The sequence below is a fragment of the Sphingobium sp. JS3065 genome, assembly GCF_026427355.1.
Classification (GTDB): Bacteria; Pseudomonadota; Alphaproteobacteria; order Sphingomonadales; family Sphingomonadaceae; genus Sphingobium.
In genome coordinates this window covers 792,430-806,982 of record NZ_CP102664.1, presented here as the reverse complement: position 1 = coordinate 806,982, position 14,553 = coordinate 792,430, and the positions used below count along the sequence as shown (strand labels likewise).

The window sequence follows — 14,553 nt, the reverse complement described above, 5'->3', positions numbered from 1 at the left end:
TGCATCCATGATTGAACTATGACAAATAGGTGAAAAAACGGGAGAGGCGCGGCTGACATCAAGGGGGTCAACGTGCACACGGTTCGCGCTAAACTAAATTGGTTCAAGACAGTGATCCTACCACAGGAAGCTGCTCTACGTGGGCGCCTCCGGAGGATACTTCCTGCCAATCAGGAACTGGAAGACATGGTCGCGGAGGTTCTGACCCGCGCCTATGCCACTGAAAACTGGGAAAATGTCACCACGGGCCGGGCCTATCTCTTCACCATAGCCCGCAATCTGGTGATCGACACCGCCCGCCGGAACAAGGTGGTCAGTTTCGAAACCATCGCCGATCTGGAACTGCTGCAGGGCGAAAATAATGTGGAGGCGCAACTCCACGCCCGCGAAGCGCTGCGCCAGGTCGAGACAATCGTCGATTCGCTTCCGACACAATGCCGCCGGGTCTTCATTCTTCGCCGCATCCACGAAAAATCGATGCTGGAAATAGCGGAGGAAATGTCTCTATCCGTTTCTACAGTTGAAAAACATCTGGCCAAAGCGATCGCAATAGTTATGCGGGCCTGGGCGGAACGTGAGGAAACGGATTTCGAACGTGCAGGCGTCGGGACCAAATTCGGGCTACGAAAGCAGGGACAAGATCGAGGCGGAAGCCGCGTTCCTGCTGGCAAGGCTTAATAGCGGTCCCAGTCCGCAGGACGAAGCCGATATTTGCCGTTGGGTCGAATCGGACCCGCGCCATGCCGTAGCCTTCGCCCGCGCCGAAGCGGCCTGGGAAGCGGCTGAACGGCTCAAAAGCGCCGCCGCTGAAGTCAACCTGCCCCCGCTGGAAGCCATCGTCAGCGAAGAGCAGCAGCGCCGCCTGTCCCGCAACATCATGATCGCCGCCGCAGTCGCGGTAATGCTGTTCATCGTCGCCGCCATCGTCACCGTCCGCACCTTCAGCGGCGTCGACCATTATGAAACCGGCATCGGCCAGATCAGCGATATCGCGCTGGACGACGGTTCCACCCTGCACCTCAACAGCGACAGCGCCGCCGAGGTCCGCTTCACCGATCACGGCCGCAAGGTCCGCATCCTGAAAGGCGAAGCCTCGTTCGACGTCGCGCACGACCGTTCCCGTCCGTTCGACGTGGAGGCCCGGTCCGCCGTCATCCGCGCCGTCGGCACCGCCTTCAATGTGCGCCTGCGCCCTTCCATGGTCGAACTGACGGTCACGCAGGGCATCGTTACCGTCCATTCCGGCAACAAGCTGGCCCAGCAGATCAGCGCAGGCAGCGGCGCGGTCATCCAGCCACGCAGCGTTTCGCTGACCCATCTCGATTCGCGCCTGATCGGCCAGCGTACCGCCTGGCGCGAGCAGATGGTGGAACTGGACGGCGAAACAATCGAACAGGCCACCACCGAGTTCAACCGCTACCGCGCTGCGCCGATCCTGATCGGGGACACGCGGGTTTCCTCACTACGCATCGGCGGTCGCTTCCGCATCACCGACAGCAAGGAATTCCTCTCCGCCCTGCAACTCAGCTTGCCGATCCGGGTGGTCGCCGGACAGGACGGCTCGGTGATGCTGCTTTATCAGGATGAGCCGGAACCAATCGAAAACGCGACAGGCGCCTAAGTCCCCTCGCCTCGCTCCACTCCCTTTTCTCCAAGGGAAAAGCTTACCCCAACAACTCCGACACCAATTCCGGCACCAGCACACTGGCCGCGCCCATCCGGCTTTCCTCGAAATAAAAGCTCCCCGCCGACGGCTCCAGATTCAGCTCCAGCGTCCGGGCCCCGACATGGCGCGCTGTCTGCACGAAGCCCGCCGCCGGATAGACCGCCCCGGAAGTCCCCACCGAAACGAACAGATCGGCCCGCCGCAGCGCCTCATCGATCCCCTCCATTTCATAAGGCATTTCGCCGAAGAACACGATGTCAGGCCGCAAAAGCGGCTGCCCGCAACCGTCGCATGCCGATGCTGGCGGCAATGCCTCCGTCCAGGGCTTCGCCTTTCTGCATCCCGCACAAAGTGCCGACCGCAACTCCCCATGCATATGAAGGAGCCGCTTCGCCCCGGCCCGCTCATGCAGATCGTCCACATTCTGCGTGACGATCAACAGTTCGCCCGGCCATTGCGCATCCAGCGCCGCCAGGGCCTCATGCGCGGCATTAGGCTTCACCTCCGCCAGTTTCGCGCGCCGTTCGTCATAGAAGCGATGCACCAGCGCCGCATTGCGCGCCAGAGCTTCGGGCGTGCATACATCCTCCACCCGATGCCCTTCCCACAACCCGTCCGGCCCGCGAAAGGTGGCAAGACCGCTCTCGGCGGAAATCCCGGCACCGGTCAGGATCACGATATTGCGAATGTCGTCCATTTCTTCTTCCTGTACTGCGGGCGCGGGAGAACGCCATGCTGCATGCGATCCGGATGCGACACATGTCCCTATGGCACCCATTTCCTGTTGCAAAGGCCGATAGCAAAGGGATGACAAGACCCGCCCATTCTGGCATCCGCCACGCGACCTTTTAAGGAATGACAGTGATGACCAGCATCGGGATTTTCGGAGCGGCCGGCCGCATGGGACGCGCCATCGCGCAGATCGCCCAGGAAGCCGGGCTGACCATCGCCGGAGGCACCGACCGCAGCGGCGAAGGGGAGCTCGCCCCCGGCATCGCCATCACCACCGATTCCCTCGCGCTGGCGCAGCAGAGCGACGTGCTGATCGACTTTTCCGTGCCCGGCGCCCTGTCCGCCCATCTCGACGCCTGCAGCGCGGCAAAGAAGCCGATCCTCATCGGCACCACCGGGCTGGAAGCCGCGCATCACGCGCTGATCGACGAAGCGGCAAAGCAAATTCCGCTGCTCCAGACCGGAAACACTTCGCTGGGCGTCAATCTGCTGGCAGCGCTGGTCGAACAGGCCGCGGCCCGCCTCGGCGACGATTGGGACATAGAGATCGTCGAAATGCACCACCGCCACAAGGTCGATGCCCCATCCGGCACCGCCCTGTTGCTGGGCGAAGCCGCCGCACGCGGGCGCACCATCAGTCTGGCCGACCATAGCGAGCGTGGCCGCGACGGCATCACCGGCGCGCGGGCCAAGGGCGCGATCGGTTTCGCGGCCCTGCGCGGCGGCTCCGTGGCGGGCGACCATCAGGTCATCTTCGCCACTGAAGGCGAGCGGATCGAGATCGGCCATCGCGCCGAAAGCCGCGCCATCTTCGCCCGCGGCGCGGTGAAGGGCGCGCAATGGCTGATCGGTCGGCCCACGGGGCGCTATGACATGAAGGGCGTGCTGGGCCTGTAAACGTGAACAAGGCCCAGATATTCGACTTTTTCAGCCGCCTCGCGGAGGCCAATCCGGCCCCCCGCACGGAACTGGAATATGGCAATGACTATCAGCTTCTGGTGGCGGTGGTCCTGTCAGCCCAGGCCACGGACGTCGGCGTCAACAAGGCGACCCGCGCCCTCTTCCGCGAAGTCCACACGCCGCAACAAATGGTCGATCTGGGCGAAGAGGGGCTGAAGACCCACATCAAGACCATCGGCCTGTTCAATGCGAAGGCGAAGAATGTCATCGCCCTGTCGGAAATACTGGTCCGCGATTTTGGCGGAGAAGTGCCGCAGGACCGCGACATCCTGACCACCCTGCCCGGCGTCGGGCGCAAGACGGCCAATGTCGTCATGAACACCGCCTTCGGGCAGGAGACGTTCGCGGTCGACACCCATATCTTCCGCGTCGGCAACCGCACCGGACTGGCGACTGGCAAAACGCCGCTGGCCGTCGAACTGAAGCTGGAAAAGGGCGTCCCCGGCCCCTTCCGCCGCGACGCGCATCACTGGCTGATCCTGCACGGCCGCTATGTCTGCAAGGCGCGAAAGCCCGAATGCTGGCGCTGCATCGTCGCCGACCTCTGCCGCTTCAAGCCCAAGACGCCTGCGCCCGGAAGCCCGAACTGATTATCGCGCCGTTCAGCCGAAAGATGCTAGAACACGCGGAATAACGGATGAAGCGTTAGCGCGCCGTCATTCCTGTAGTCACAAGGAGAGACACGTCATGTCCGCTTATCTCACCCACCGGCTGGCTCTGGCGGCGGCACTAGCCTGCGCCGCCGCCCCGGCCCTGGCCAAGACCGCCCCCGACAATCTGGTGCCCGTCGGCAAGGCGGTCGATTGCGTACAGATCAGGTCGATCAGCACCACCCAGGTCCGCGACGACCGCACGATCGACTTCATCATGAACGGCAAGAAAATCTATCGGAACACCCTGCCCAATAGCTGCCCCAGCCTGGGATTCGAAAAGCGCTTCCTCTACAAGACCAGCCTGTCCCAGCTCTGTTCGGTGGACATCATCACCGTGCTTTACCAGGGCGGCGGATTGCAGCAGGGGGCAAGCTGCGGCCTGGGCAAATTCCAGCCGATGCAGAAAATGGCGAAATAACTTTGGCCTGGGACGATTTTGGTGCTGGCGCGAGCGATGGGCCTTTGCTAAGCGGCCCTTCGCACCAGCGACACGCACCCATAGCTCAGCTGGATAGAGCGCTGCCCTCCGAAGGCAGAGGTCAGAGGTTCGAATCCTCTTGGGTGCACCATTCTTCGCATTTATGCGCCCTTTTCCAATAGGTTATCACTTTCAATGGCTAACCTTTTGCGAAGGTTAGCCATCAACATCTCTCCAGCTTCGTCCGAAAGCGTCCGTTGATCGGCCGCCGCCGTGTATCGCGCGACCTCACTATCCGTCGTGTGGCCGGTCCATGATTTTATCTGCTGATTGCTGCATCCCGCTTCAGCGAAGCGACGCGCGGCGGCCTTCCTCAACCCATGTGCACTACACTCTGACAAGCCAGCCACATCGCACCAGTCGCGGAATTTGTTGCCGAAGCCTTTCCGGGTGAATGGCCGGCCATGCCCATTGACGATGAATACCATCGCGCGGGAGGGAGTAGCCAAAATTGAAGCTGCGAGAGGGGGCAGGACCGGGAGGCTGACGGTCACGCCCGTCTTTTCCTGTGTGAGCGTGATCCGCTTGTCGCGGACATGCCCCGGTCCTAACAGGCGCACATCCCCTCCCCTCTGCCCTGTGAACAGCAAAAGATCGAAAGCGAGCCGCGCCATCGTGCCGAGCTGGTGCTTGGCCTCATAAGCGGCGATCTCATTTTCGGTCCAGGTGTGGAAACCTGTCCCCTCGACCTTGAACGGCCGGGTTGGGTCGACGGGATTGGTCTTAGCCATCCCCTGTCTGATAGCGAACTGCATAAGCGCCTTCAGACGCTTCCTGAGCATATTGGCGGCCGTCCGATGCGGCAGCATGTCCGCCATCATCTTTTCGACGTGTCGCGGCTCCAGATCGCGCACCATGGCTTCACCATAGCGCTTTCCCTTGCCGGGCTTGCTCTGCCTCCACCGCTCGATAACGCCGCGATAAACCACGCGCGTTCGCTCGCTCGGATTTAGGAAGTCGGGAGAGCGATAATAGCGGGAGATGAGATCATCAAAGCTGCCGGGCTGCGCACGATCAGCCCCGGCCTCGATCGACGGCGCCGCCACCCCGTCAAGGCAGGCCTGATATTCTTGGCGGAACGCCTCTGTGCCAGGTGCCGCCTTGAACGTGTAAACAGCAAAGCCCTTCCGGCGAAACCTGTAGCGGGGCTTCCCGTGACGATCGCGATATTCGCTCACCCATTCAGGAAGCCAGCGCCGCTTCATAGGCCTTGGATTTCATCGAAAGAGTTGGACGGCCGTGCGCCCGCATCGCCAAACATGACGACGATCGCGCCACCGGGATCGATCCGATAGCCAGTCGGCTTCAATCCAGCAGCGGCCGCCGCCCTCAAAGCGCGGGTCGCGTCCGCTTGCTTGAAGGAGGCTCGCCGCGCCCCCATCAGTCATAGTCTCGCTCTTCAAGCCCCAGCGCATTGAACACGCGGGAACGAAGATCATTGAGATTGATGATGATCGCAGACGAAGCGACGCTACCTTCTGGCGCAATGATTAGCTCAACCGCATCTCGAATGTCGGCGGTAGCTATGCACTGACCGCGCTGCGCGCCGGGGCAATAGACGTAGAGCGTATAGCCCTGCTCCCGGTCAAAGACACCTCCCGGCTGGCGCGTCAGCTCCGTTCCCGGCAACGGTCCGGCAGCGATATGAGCAAAGTCGAACATAGCCAGTTCGAACGCGAGCTTCGGCTCAACACCCCGCGTCACGAGCTGGTGCGCAAGGGCGAACCCGACCGCGTCATAGATCGTGAACAGATGCCCTTTGCCAAACACCTCCGCAGGCTGAGCCTCCCCGATGATACGCCAGTTGCCGCGTGCCAGATGCGCGCGGAAATTGGACGCTGTCATGCCGGCGGCATGAGCGACCTGCGAGCTGGAGAAAACGGGATCGTAAATATTCATATTGCGGCCACCTGACACTTGTGCGTCAGGGTTCCTACCAGACACTTTAGTGTCAGGCAAGGGGAAGAGTTTTCCCGCCCTCTCCCCGCCGCAGGCGGGGAGACTAGCCATCCTCCCACAGGCTGCTGACGCTCCCGCGATCATGCCGCGCGCCTCGCATCGCCCAGCGCAGCCAGCAATCGTAGGTCGCGCGTGATGAGCCGCTCATTCTCTTCGCTCCGCTCATACAGCGGATCATCCCACATGATTTCGAGCTTCATCAGGACCGCCGCCGCGTCGGGGGCAGGCGTCAGCATCAAGCGATCCCGCGCCTCATCGACGCAGGCATAGAGCCGCTTATCCTCGTCATCGACGGCATCGAAGCCGAACTGGTCCTTGGTCCGGGCATCGCGCTCGTGCCACTCGGCCCATTCGGCAGTCAGCTTCTCGCCCGCTGCGCGGCCGGCGACGGTTGGATGCCACATCCATGCATCCGGCTGCGCGGGCCGATAGACGAAAGTATCCGGGCGACCGTTCGGCCGCTCGATCGTCACCGATAAGGAGGGAGGAGGGCCACAGCGCTTTTCAACCTTCTCCAGAAGCGGGTACCAGACGTTCGCCAAATGACCATGATAGGCCGCCTCAGCGGCGCGGTATGCGCGAACAGCCAGCGTCCAGTTATCGGGCGCGGCCTGCGCCGGGAGGGTGCCGGCGACTGCGACCGCAGGGACGACAGCTAGGGCGGTCAGCGCCGCGCGGCGGGAGACGGCAGAATGGTCAGATTTGCCGGGTGCAAAAATTGTATCGCCCGTGATACGGGCGGCATTAGCCTGAGACATGGGTAAGCTCCGTGCCGATGGTTAGAGCCGGGTGGGAAGCGCCAACTTCCCCTCGGCTCGAAACTCTGGTAGCAGGGTTTCTATGGCTGGTCAAGAAACCGTGCAACCAAAGAAACGAGGGCCGAAACCCACGGGGGTCGGCTTGCCTATTCAAGTGCGCCTCCAGCCCCATCAGCTCGCTGCCCTCGACCAATGGATTGAAGGCCAGGAAGAGCCACGCCCCTCCCGGCCTGAAGCAATCCGCCAGCTGATCGACAAGGCATTGGCTTAGCAGCTCAGGGGCATATTTTTGCCCCCACTCTATCCGGCCAGGTGTGCAGCCGCTGCCGCGTCATTCCCTTCTGAGTGATCGTCACCATTTCCGCGAAGCCGCCGACGATATGCTGCGCCGTCATGTTGGTGAAATTGTAGGCGGTTGCGCGCTGGCGCTGCAAGAGGGCCAGCATCGCCTTGCCCGGATCGAGCGCCTGCACGTCAGCAAAGGTGGGCCTGTCAGGCAGTCCTAGCAGCGCGTTCACATCCTGCCCGGCGTTCGGGCCGAAGTCTGACACCCCAATGTAGCGCGGCACATAGGGCTCATAGTCGGCATATTGCCCGCCGCTCTCATTGTCTGCCGTGGATGCCACATACCAGCCTTCGAGCCTTTCGCGCTCATGCGACCAGCCCGCCAGCTTGATCTCGAAGTGGTGCAGATGGGCAGGAACATCGACCGCGCTCCTTGCTGCCATCACGAGGATGTCGTGCAGCACGTCACCCACCAGGCCCAGCACACCGTCCAGGTCGGGCTGGCTCTCCAGCATCTTGCGGATGATATATTCGCAGCCGCCCGTTGCGCCGCGCTGCACATAGGCCACGCCCTGCGCCGGGAGTGTGCGAATCTTCGATCCAAACGAAAGCACCGTGCCGTCGTCTAGGTAGGTGGCCCCATCGGCCGACAAATGAACCGCCTCGCCCTGGTGAAGGAAGTTCGACGCGCTCATGCCAGCTCGATCCGCGATGCCCCGCCCCCTGCGAAGGTGCCGCCCATCCTCAGCAGGCCGCCCAGAATGCCACCCGATCCACCGCCCCCGCCGCCGGAGAACATACGCGCCAGGGCATTGCCGATGCTGTCGATCGCCGTCTGGAGGCCGCGCGCCGCCGTGTCGGCAATCCAGCTTTTGAAGAGCCCTTTCAAATCACCATTGAGCGCCGCGTGAATGCCGTCGCTGAAGGCGCCGCGGAAATTGTCCCGGAAGCGATCCTGCATCTCCTGATCGACTTGCATCTGATCGCCGATCCCTTGCGTCGTCCGCTGCACACTGGCCCAGGCGTCATCGAGCGCGCCCGGTGACTTTTCCAGCGTTCCGCCGAGCTGCTCCTGCCGCGACCGATCAGCCGCATCCGCGACGATCTGGCGCTGCCGCATCAGCGCGGGAAGAGGCGTCTTGCGGTCGGATTCCAGAACGGCCAGCTTTTCGAGCTCGCCGCGAAGCGCCGCAGTCTCGGGATAGAGGCCGTCCATGATCCCGCTGATCTCGCCTGCCATGTCCCGGAATTTTTCAGCCGTGGTCTTCGTGGTCTTCTCGGCCGGGTCGACCATCTCATGCTGAAGCCGTCGCATGTGGTCGCCAATCTCATCAACCATATCGGGAATGTAGCTGTGCCCGACAACGGCATCATAGAGATTGAAGAACCACTGCCCCACGGCCTTCAACTTGCCATCGAGCCAGGTCCAGACCGCGCCCAGCTTATCGACTATCCAGGTCTTCACGCCATTGTAGAGGTTGGCGGCGATCGCGGTGATCTTGTCCCAATTCTTCCAAGCCAGATAGACCGCGCCAACGGCGACCGCGATTCCGGTGATGACGGCGCCGACAGGCGTCAGGGCGAACGCGGCCATCGCCTTGACCACAGTGAGGATCACCGGCGCAAGGCTGCTCAACAGCGGGATTGCCTTGCCCACGCCGGTTGCCAGCCCACCGATTGCCAGCAGCGCAGGTCCGAACGCGGCAGCGATTCCGCCGCCGATGACGACGGTTTGTTGCATCTCTGGCGAGAGCGCCGTGAACGCGTCCAGCGCCTTGCCGATCGCTTCGGTCACCACAGGGATGATCGGCACAAGCTTTTCGCCGATAACATCGCCAGCCTGCCCTAGCTTCACCATGACCTCCCGCATGGGATCGGCCTTTGCCGCCGCCTCTGCCGCTCCACCGAACTGTTTGTTGAGCTCGCCCAACATGATCGCCTGCGCTCCGGCAATGTTGCCACCCTCCTGCATGGCCTTTATCTGGGCCTTTTGTTGCTCGGTAAACTGGATGCCCGCGCGTGACAGTGCGGTCAGGCCCTTGACCGGATCATTGAGTGCCTTGCCGACCATGATCGTCGCCCCCTGGAGGTCGCCGCCCATGCGGGTTGCCAGGTCCACCGCTGCCTGCTGCGCCTTCAGGAACGTGTCGCCTGCTATATTGCCGAAGGTCAGAAGATTGGCCGTCGATGATTTGAGGATCTCATCGGCATCGAACAGGCTCTTGAGCTCAAGCTGATCCGCGAAGCTTGAAAGCGCGTCGCCCGATAGCTTCGCCTGGTTGCCCATCGATGTGATCGCCGCCTCGACCTGCGCCATCGCGGCGGCCTGAGACTGCGCACCTTGCACGGCGGCGACTGCGAGCCCTGCGATCGGCAGGGTGATGCCGGCTGTGATCTTCTTGCCCCAGTCCGCAGTCTTGGAGCCGATGGCTTCGAACTTCCCGCCGACCTTTGCGAGATTGCGCTGCACGTCGGTCATGGCCTTGTCGAACTGCGCGCTGTCGGCACCGATGTCGATACGCATCGCCCCGATCTTGGTGGATGCCATTACGATGTTCCTTTCTTTGCGAGGCGGGCCGTCCTGCGGGCTTCGCGCACGGCTACCTTTTCCAGCTCGTTTGTCAGGGTGCCGACAAAGCGGCGGATCGTCGGCTCCGCTTCGCTGTCATAGGCTGGGCGCAGGAAAGGATGGGGCGGCTGATTGGCCGATCCGAACTCCTCGAAATGCGCTTTCGCGTCGCGGGTGCCGACATAGATTTCCACGAAGCTCTTTCCCGCCTTGCGCGCTTGGCCCGCCTGCCGCTTCGTGAGCCGATCCCCTATTTGGACGAGGGCTTGTGTCGTCCCAGGCTGGCGCACCCGGCGATTGTCGCCCTTGCCGTAGGTGATGACCTCGTTCGGATCGGCGCGGCCTGGTGCGGCTTCCTGCGCCTGCTGGTGCATTGGCTTGGCCGCTTCGATGAGGGCGCGCTTGATTACGCCTCGTGCCATTGCTTTGGTGCGCAACTGTCCCAGGGCGGCGTCCAGTTCCTTCAGGCCCTGGACTTTGATCTTCATCCGCCAAGCACCCGCGAAACTTGCTCGGCAGTGCTGGTAGCAACGGCCTGAGGTGGTGCCGTCTTCTTGGACAGTTTGGCGGTTAAGTTAAGCTCATTCCGGTTGTCGTTCATGCCGCCATTTGGGTGATCAAATCATGGGGGGCATGCCCCCCATGATTTGAAGCGCCGATTTGCCCATATGCCTCGCCTGGGGTTTTGCCCGCAAGGCGTGAATGAGGACGATGGTTGTCATAATAGGCGAACCATCGGCCAAGGCCGGCACGCAGTTCAGATCCGGTCTCGAAGGCGTGCAGATAGACGCATTCGTACTTCACAGACCGCCAGAGCCGTTCGATGAAGACATTGTCCATCCAGCGTCCCCGGCCGTCCATGCTGATCCTGATCTCGGCTGCGCGCAGCACACCGGTGAAGGCATTGCTGGTGAATTGGCTGCCCTGATCGGTATTGAAGATATCGGGCTTACCAAAACGGGCCAGCGCCTCCTCCAGGGCCTCGACGCAAAAGCCGGCATCCATGGTGTTCGATAGCCGCCAGGCCAGCACCTTGCGGCTTGCCCAGTCCATGATGGCGACCAAATACAGGAAGCCCCGGCGCATGGGCAGATAGGTCACGTCCGCGCACCAGACGTGGTTGGGGCGCGTGATTTCCAGATTGCGCAGCAGATAGGGATAAATCCGATGCTCGGGATGCGGATCGCTCGTGCGAGGGCGCTGGTAAATTGCCGCCAGCCCCATCTTCGCCATCAGCCGCCGGACCCGGCGACGGCCGATCGCATGGCCCAGACGCCGTAAATGCCGCGCCATCTGCCGGCTACCGTACCACGGGCATTCCATGAACGTCTCGTCGATCACCGTCATCAGCGCCAGCGTCTCGTCGGTTTCCGGCACCGGCGTGTAGTAATAGGACGACCGACTGATCGACAGCAGGCGGCACTGCATCGCGATCGACAGGTGCTGGTGTGCTGGCTCGATCTTCGATCGCCTCCAGGCCACGCTCATCGACCGGAGGCTTTCGCCAAAAAATCCCTTTCCACCAGCAATTGCCCGATTTTGGCATGCAACTTCTCGATTTCCGCCTCACTGGCAGCCTTCGAGCTCTGATCGCCATTATCGAACAGGCTGGCCATCCCATCCATCGCCTGTCGCTTCCATGCCCCGATCATCGTGTGGTGGATGCCATGCTTCGCTGCCAGTTCGGCCAGCGTCAGATCGCCCCGGATCGCCTCCATCGCAACCTTCGCCTTGAACTCTGCGCTGTAGCGCTTTCTCGTCGTCTTCATTCCCGTCCATTCCTTCAGGTCGGGATGAGCTTAACACCCTGTCCGAATTTCCGGCACCACCTCAGCCTTCACGCCCGCACCGGTGAGAAAGGCTCGCACCGTCGCTTCGTCGGCCGCGTTGCCCTCGCTGTCCCGCAGGCCCGCTTTTAGGATGGCCGCCATCATGCTGATCGAAAGATCGCCCTGCATCTCACGGAGCATCGCGCCGACGCCCTTGCCTAGCGCCTGCTCGATTTCGCAGATTTCGTTTACGCCGAAATAGAACGTCCACTCTTTGCCAGCGAGCGTATGTTGCAGCACTTTGGGAGCAGGGCGCTCAGCTACGCTGGGCTTTTTGCGAGGTATTCCACTCATGTTTTTTCCTTTCAGGAAGCTGCGTTGCGCGACGCCTGCTGAGCGCCGCGCAACTGTTGGCGGCTTTAAGCGGCCGCGACCTTCAGCACCTTCAGCGCTTCGCTATTCAGAACCGCGCCATGGACGCGCTTGCGGAAGTACCACTTGATCTGGCCTTTGGTGGTGTAGGGATCGCGCAGCACGTTAAGGCGGGTCCGGTCGCCAATAACATAGCCGCGCTGCCAGTTGCCGAAGGCAAGCGGAAACGCGTTGGCTGCCACCTCATCCATGTGCTCAGCTTCGAGAACAGGAAAGCCGAGCAGGCGGCCGGGAACTCCTTCTTGTAGGGATGGGATGTAGAGCGGCCGTCCGTCTGCGTCCTTCAACCGCGCCAAGGCGGCGATCACATCAGTGGACCCGAGCCAGGACACACCGGGAGCCTGACGATATCCGGCTTTGAGGCTGAAGACCATGGCAACCAACGTTGACACCATATCGTCGCCCAGCAGCGCGGCTTCGCCGGTCGGGATATACTGGAGCGTGCCAAGCGGGCGAGTGCCGTCCACATCGGCAGTGGGCACTCGATCCGGCGCGAGAAATCCAGCTGGCTTCTTAATGCCGTTGCCCCGAATGAAAGCCTCGCTTTCGTTTTCCGCGAAGGCGTCGACAACATTCTCCTCAAGGAACTGCTCAAGATTGACGATGGCGTCATCGACAACCTCTTCCGAAGCGCTCGGCAGCGCATAGAGGGTGCCGCCCGGAGGCGTTACCGCTGCCAGCTCGGGCGTATCCGTTTCGGTGCGCTCATCGCCTTCCCCGACCCAGCCAGCGGTCGCACCGCGCATGTTCACCGGCAGCACAACCTTGGGGCTTTCGGTGAAATCGACCACGCGCGCTACTCGGCGAATGGGCGATTGGCGCAGAACCAAGGCTTCGATCTGATTCCTGATGACCTCCGGAACCAGATAGCCGCCGTCGGGATCGTTACCCTCGCGCATGGCGGAGGTGGAGACGCCGCGCATGATGTTGGCAAGTTCTTTGCGGGCGTCGTCGGTGAAGCTCAGGTTCCGCGCATCCGCCAAGCCGAAGCCGGCAGTGAGGTCGACGCCGGAAGTGGCTAGCGCGCCGGGCGGGACAATGCTGCCCCCGCGCGCAGCGGCAGGACGGTGCGGCTGCTGGCTCTGCGAGCGCTGCAAGGCCTGCACCGCGTCGTTGATTGAGGCAATCTGGCCTTCGAAGCCGGAGAGGGCCGCGTCGACATTATCGGTATGCTCGCGCAGCAGGGTTTCGATTTCGCTCATGTTCAGTCCTTTTTGAAACGGGCCAGTTTGCTGCTGGCGCTGGAGAGGATGGTAGTCAGCGCATCGTCGCGCCGTTCATCTGGCGTCTGGATGGCCTGCCATGCGGCGCTCGCGGCGATCTTAGCTTTGCGCCCGGAAAGGCCTCCAGCCTTCAAGACTTCCTCGATCGCGGCAGGGCCGCTGATGGAATTGACGTGAATGATGTTTGCGTTCTTGTTGCCTGGTATGGCGACAAGACTGATCTCCAGAAGATCAGCTTCGGTAATCAACTCGCCCGCACGATCGCCCGCCTCACGAGATTTTGAGCGGACAGGTTCGGTTTTCTCATGAAGCGCGCCGGTCGAAAGGCTCTGGATGGCCTTCGCTTTCACCAAGGCGTAAGCCTCTGCGCCGTCAGCCGTCGATCGCTCAATACGGCCACGCACATGGAGCGCGTTGCCCTTCGCTTCGATCGCTTGCCATGCCCCTACGGGGCGGCTCATGTCGTGGAACAAGAGCATCGCTGGCATTGTGCCGCGCTGGCGATGCTCAGCTAAGGACTTGTCGAAAGCTCCGGCCGCATAACGGCGGAGATTGCGATCTAGCAGCCCGTCATCAAATGCTGCGACACCGATGAGGGTGCCAGCATCATCAAGACTCGTGATGGATATGGGAAATGTCATGCGCATAGTCCGACAGCTCGCCCCAATGGGCGTTTCGACAAGCCGTCGCCTTGCGCGGTCCCCGCGTTTGGCAGAGGGTCAGCAGCGCGGTCCCCGCGCTTCGACTTCGACGGCATAGCAGGCGATGGAATCCAGATCAACGGGGGTGCAACCGGAAGATCGTATGTGGAGCGACATGCGTGCGTGTAAGCTGCCCCAAGGCCTCCAGGCGGGCGATGCAGGGGCGGATGTGCCTGCCTGACATGCCGGTGAGACGCGCAGCTTCAGCTACCTCGATGTGAAACTCATCCCGGCCTTGCGCAATATGGCAAAGAGCTAGCAGGACTAATTTCAGATCCGATGGGATGGCGGCTGCCCATGCTGCCGGGGTGTGATCAGCGGTCATCATCAGGCCTAAGTCCATCATTGGCAGGAGGCGTCCCGCTCCG

16 protein-coding genes and 1 tRNA gene are annotated in these 14,553 nt (G+C 62.0%); 6 read left to right on the top strand and 11 right to left on the bottom strand.

Annotated elements, in window-relative coordinates:
• The first annotated feature begins 72 nt into the window (after nt 1-72).
• Together NUH86_RS03965 and NUH86_RS03960 are read left to right on the top strand one after the other, a co-directional pair.
• Nucleotides 73-678: a sigma-70 family RNA polymerase sigma factor gene (locus NUH86_RS03965; protein WP_267251386.1), complete on the top strand. Its 606-nt coding sequence runs from the start codon at nt 73-75 to the stop codon at nt 676-678.
• Nucleotides 596-1,621, top strand: coding sequence for a FecR family protein (locus tag NUH86_RS03960; RefSeq protein WP_267251385.1), 1,026 nt, complete (start codon nt 596-598; stop codon nt 1,619-1,621). The genes NUH86_RS03965 and NUH86_RS03960 overlap by 83 nt, the downstream gene beginning before the upstream one ends.
• A 43-nt stretch (nt 1,622-1,664) precedes the next feature.
• Here the strand turns inward: NUH86_RS03960 and NUH86_RS03955 are convergent, their stop codons facing one another.
• The gene (locus NUH86_RS03955) at nt 1,665-2,363 is read right to left on the bottom strand and encodes an NAD-dependent deacylase (RefSeq protein ID WP_267251384.1); all 699 of its coding nucleotides are present in this window, start codon (nt 2,361-2,363) and stop codon (nt 1,665-1,667) included.
• A 167-nt stretch (nt 2,364-2,530) separates the two neighbouring features.
• Here NUH86_RS03955 and dapB point away from each other — a divergent pair, with 167 nt between their 5' ends.
• The 4 genes from dapB (at nt 2,531) to NUH86_RS03935 (ending at nt 4,580) form a co-directional block, all read left to right on the top strand.
• Nucleotides 2,531-3,295: a 4-hydroxy-tetrahydrodipicolinate reductase gene (dapB, locus tag NUH86_RS03950; protein WP_267251383.1), complete on the top strand. Its 765-nt coding sequence runs from the start codon at nt 2,531-2,533 to the stop codon at nt 3,293-3,295.
• A gap of 2 nt (nt 3,296-3,297) precedes the next feature.
• Nucleotides 3,298-3,948 carry an endonuclease III gene (nth, locus tag NUH86_RS03945; RefSeq protein ID WP_267251381.1) on the top strand — a complete coding sequence of 217 codons (651 nt, stop codon included), beginning with the start codon at nt 3,298-3,300 and terminating at the stop codon, nt 3,946-3,948.
• Between the two features lie 97 nt (nt 3,949-4,045).
• On the top strand, nt 4,046-4,429 hold the full coding sequence (locus NUH86_RS03940) for a hypothetical protein (protein WP_267251380.1): 384 nt from the start codon (nt 4,046-4,048) through the stop codon (nt 4,427-4,429).
• A gap of 74 nt (nt 4,430-4,503) precedes the next feature.
• Nucleotides 4,504-4,580 (top strand) — tRNA-Arg (locus NUH86_RS03935).
• Between the two features lie 10 nt (nt 4,581-4,590).
• Here NUH86_RS03935 and NUH86_RS03930 read toward each other — a convergent pair.
• The 10 genes from NUH86_RS03930 to NUH86_RS03885 all read right to left on the bottom strand — a co-directional run bounded on the left by NUH86_RS03930 (nt 4,591) and on the right by NUH86_RS03885 (nt 14,125).
• A complete protein-coding gene (locus tag NUH86_RS03930) occupies nt 4,591-5,694 on the bottom strand; it encodes a tyrosine-type recombinase/integrase (RefSeq protein WP_267251379.1) in 1,104 nt (367 codons plus the stop codon).
• A 175-nt stretch (nt 5,695-5,869) separates the two neighbouring features.
• On the bottom strand, nt 5,870-6,406 hold the full coding sequence (locus tag NUH86_RS03925) for a hypothetical protein (protein ID WP_267251378.1): 537 nt from the start codon (nt 6,404-6,406) through the stop codon (nt 5,870-5,872).
• A 122-nt stretch (nt 6,407-6,528) separates the two neighbouring features.
• Nucleotides 6,529-7,206 carry a hypothetical protein gene (locus NUH86_RS03920; RefSeq protein ID WP_267251377.1) on the bottom strand — a complete coding sequence of 226 codons (678 nt, stop codon included), beginning with the start codon at nt 7,204-7,206 and terminating at the stop codon, nt 6,529-6,531.
• A 275-nt stretch (nt 7,207-7,481) separates the two neighbouring features.
• Nucleotides 7,482-8,186, bottom strand: a complete 705-nt coding sequence (locus NUH86_RS03915) for a hypothetical protein (RefSeq protein ID WP_267251376.1) — start codon at nt 8,184-8,186, stop codon at nt 7,482-7,484.
• A complete protein-coding gene (locus tag NUH86_RS03910) occupies nt 8,183-10,039 on the bottom strand; it encodes a hypothetical protein (protein WP_267251375.1) in 1,857 nt (618 codons plus the stop codon). Before NUH86_RS03910 ends, NUH86_RS03915 begins: the two co-directional genes overlap by 4 nt.
• Complete coding sequence (locus NUH86_RS03905) at nt 10,039-10,548, bottom strand: HK97-gp10 family putative phage morphogenesis protein (protein ID WP_267251373.1); 510 nt, start codon at nt 10,546-10,548, stop codon at nt 10,039-10,041. Before NUH86_RS03905 ends, NUH86_RS03910 begins: the two co-directional genes overlap by 1 nt.
• A 109-nt stretch (nt 10,549-10,657) precedes the next feature.
• Nucleotides 10,658-11,829 (bottom strand): IS3 family transposase gene (locus NUH86_RS03900; RefSeq protein WP_267249175.1). Its coding sequence is split into 2 segments (ribosomal slippage): nt 10,658-11,565 and nt 11,565-11,829, totalling 1,173 coding nucleotides; the frame shifts between segments, so codons are not numbered across the junction.
• Between the two features lie 30 nt (nt 11,830-11,859).
• A complete protein-coding gene (locus NUH86_RS03895) occupies nt 11,860-12,129 on the bottom strand; it encodes a GTA-gp10 family protein (protein WP_267251372.1) in 270 nt (89 codons plus the stop codon).
• Nucleotides 12,130-12,248: 119 nt separating this feature from the next.
• Nucleotides 12,249-13,463 carry a phage major capsid protein gene (locus NUH86_RS03890; protein ID WP_267251371.1) on the bottom strand — a complete coding sequence of 405 codons (1,215 nt, stop codon included), beginning with the start codon at nt 13,461-13,463 and terminating at the stop codon, nt 12,249-12,251.
• Nucleotides 13,464-13,465: 2 nt separating this feature from the next.
• A complete protein-coding gene (locus NUH86_RS03885) occupies nt 13,466-14,125 on the bottom strand; it encodes an HK97 family phage prohead protease (protein WP_267251370.1) in 660 nt (219 codons plus the stop codon).
• Nucleotides 14,126-14,553: the final 428 nt, after the last annotated feature.

Excerpts from the sequence above, each read along its gene's own strand:
- NUH86_RS03920 (WP_267251377.1), bottom strand. The coding sequence starts at position 7,206 with ATGTCTCAGGCTAATGCCGCCCGTATCACGGGCGATACAATTTTTGCA.
- NUH86_RS03890 (WP_267251371.1), bottom strand. The coding sequence starts at position 13,463 with ATGAGCGAAATCGAAACCCTGCTGCGCGAGCATACCGATAATGTCGAC.
- NUH86_RS03955 (WP_267251384.1), bottom strand. The coding sequence starts at position 2,363 with ATGGACGACATTCGCAATATCGTGATCCTGACCGGTGCCGGGATTTCC.
- NUH86_RS03930 (WP_267251379.1), bottom strand. The coding sequence starts at position 5,694 with ATGAAGCGGCGCTGGCTTCCTGAATGGGTGAGCGAATATCGCGATCGT.
- NUH86_RS03910 (WP_267251375.1), bottom strand. The coding sequence starts at position 10,039 with ATGGCATCCACCAAGATCGGGGCGATGCGTATCGACATCGGTGCCGAC.
- dapB (WP_267251383.1), top strand. The coding sequence starts at position 2,531 with ATGACCAGCATCGGGATTTTCGGAGCGGCCGGCCGCATGGGACGCGCC.
- NUH86_RS03940 (WP_267251380.1), top strand. The coding sequence starts at position 4,046 with ATGTCCGCTTATCTCACCCACCGGCTGGCTCTGGCGGCGGCACTAGCC.
- NUH86_RS03885 (WP_267251370.1), bottom strand. The coding sequence starts at position 14,125 with ATGACATTTCCCATATCCATCACGAGTCTTGATGATGCTGGCACCCTC.
- NUH86_RS03915 (WP_267251376.1), bottom strand. The coding sequence starts at position 8,186 with ATGAGCGCGTCGAACTTCCTTCACCAGGGCGAGGCGGTTCATTTGTCG.
- NUH86_RS03905 (WP_267251373.1), bottom strand. The coding sequence starts at position 10,548 with ATGAAGATCAAAGTCCAGGGCCTGAAGGAACTGGACGCCGCCCTGGGA.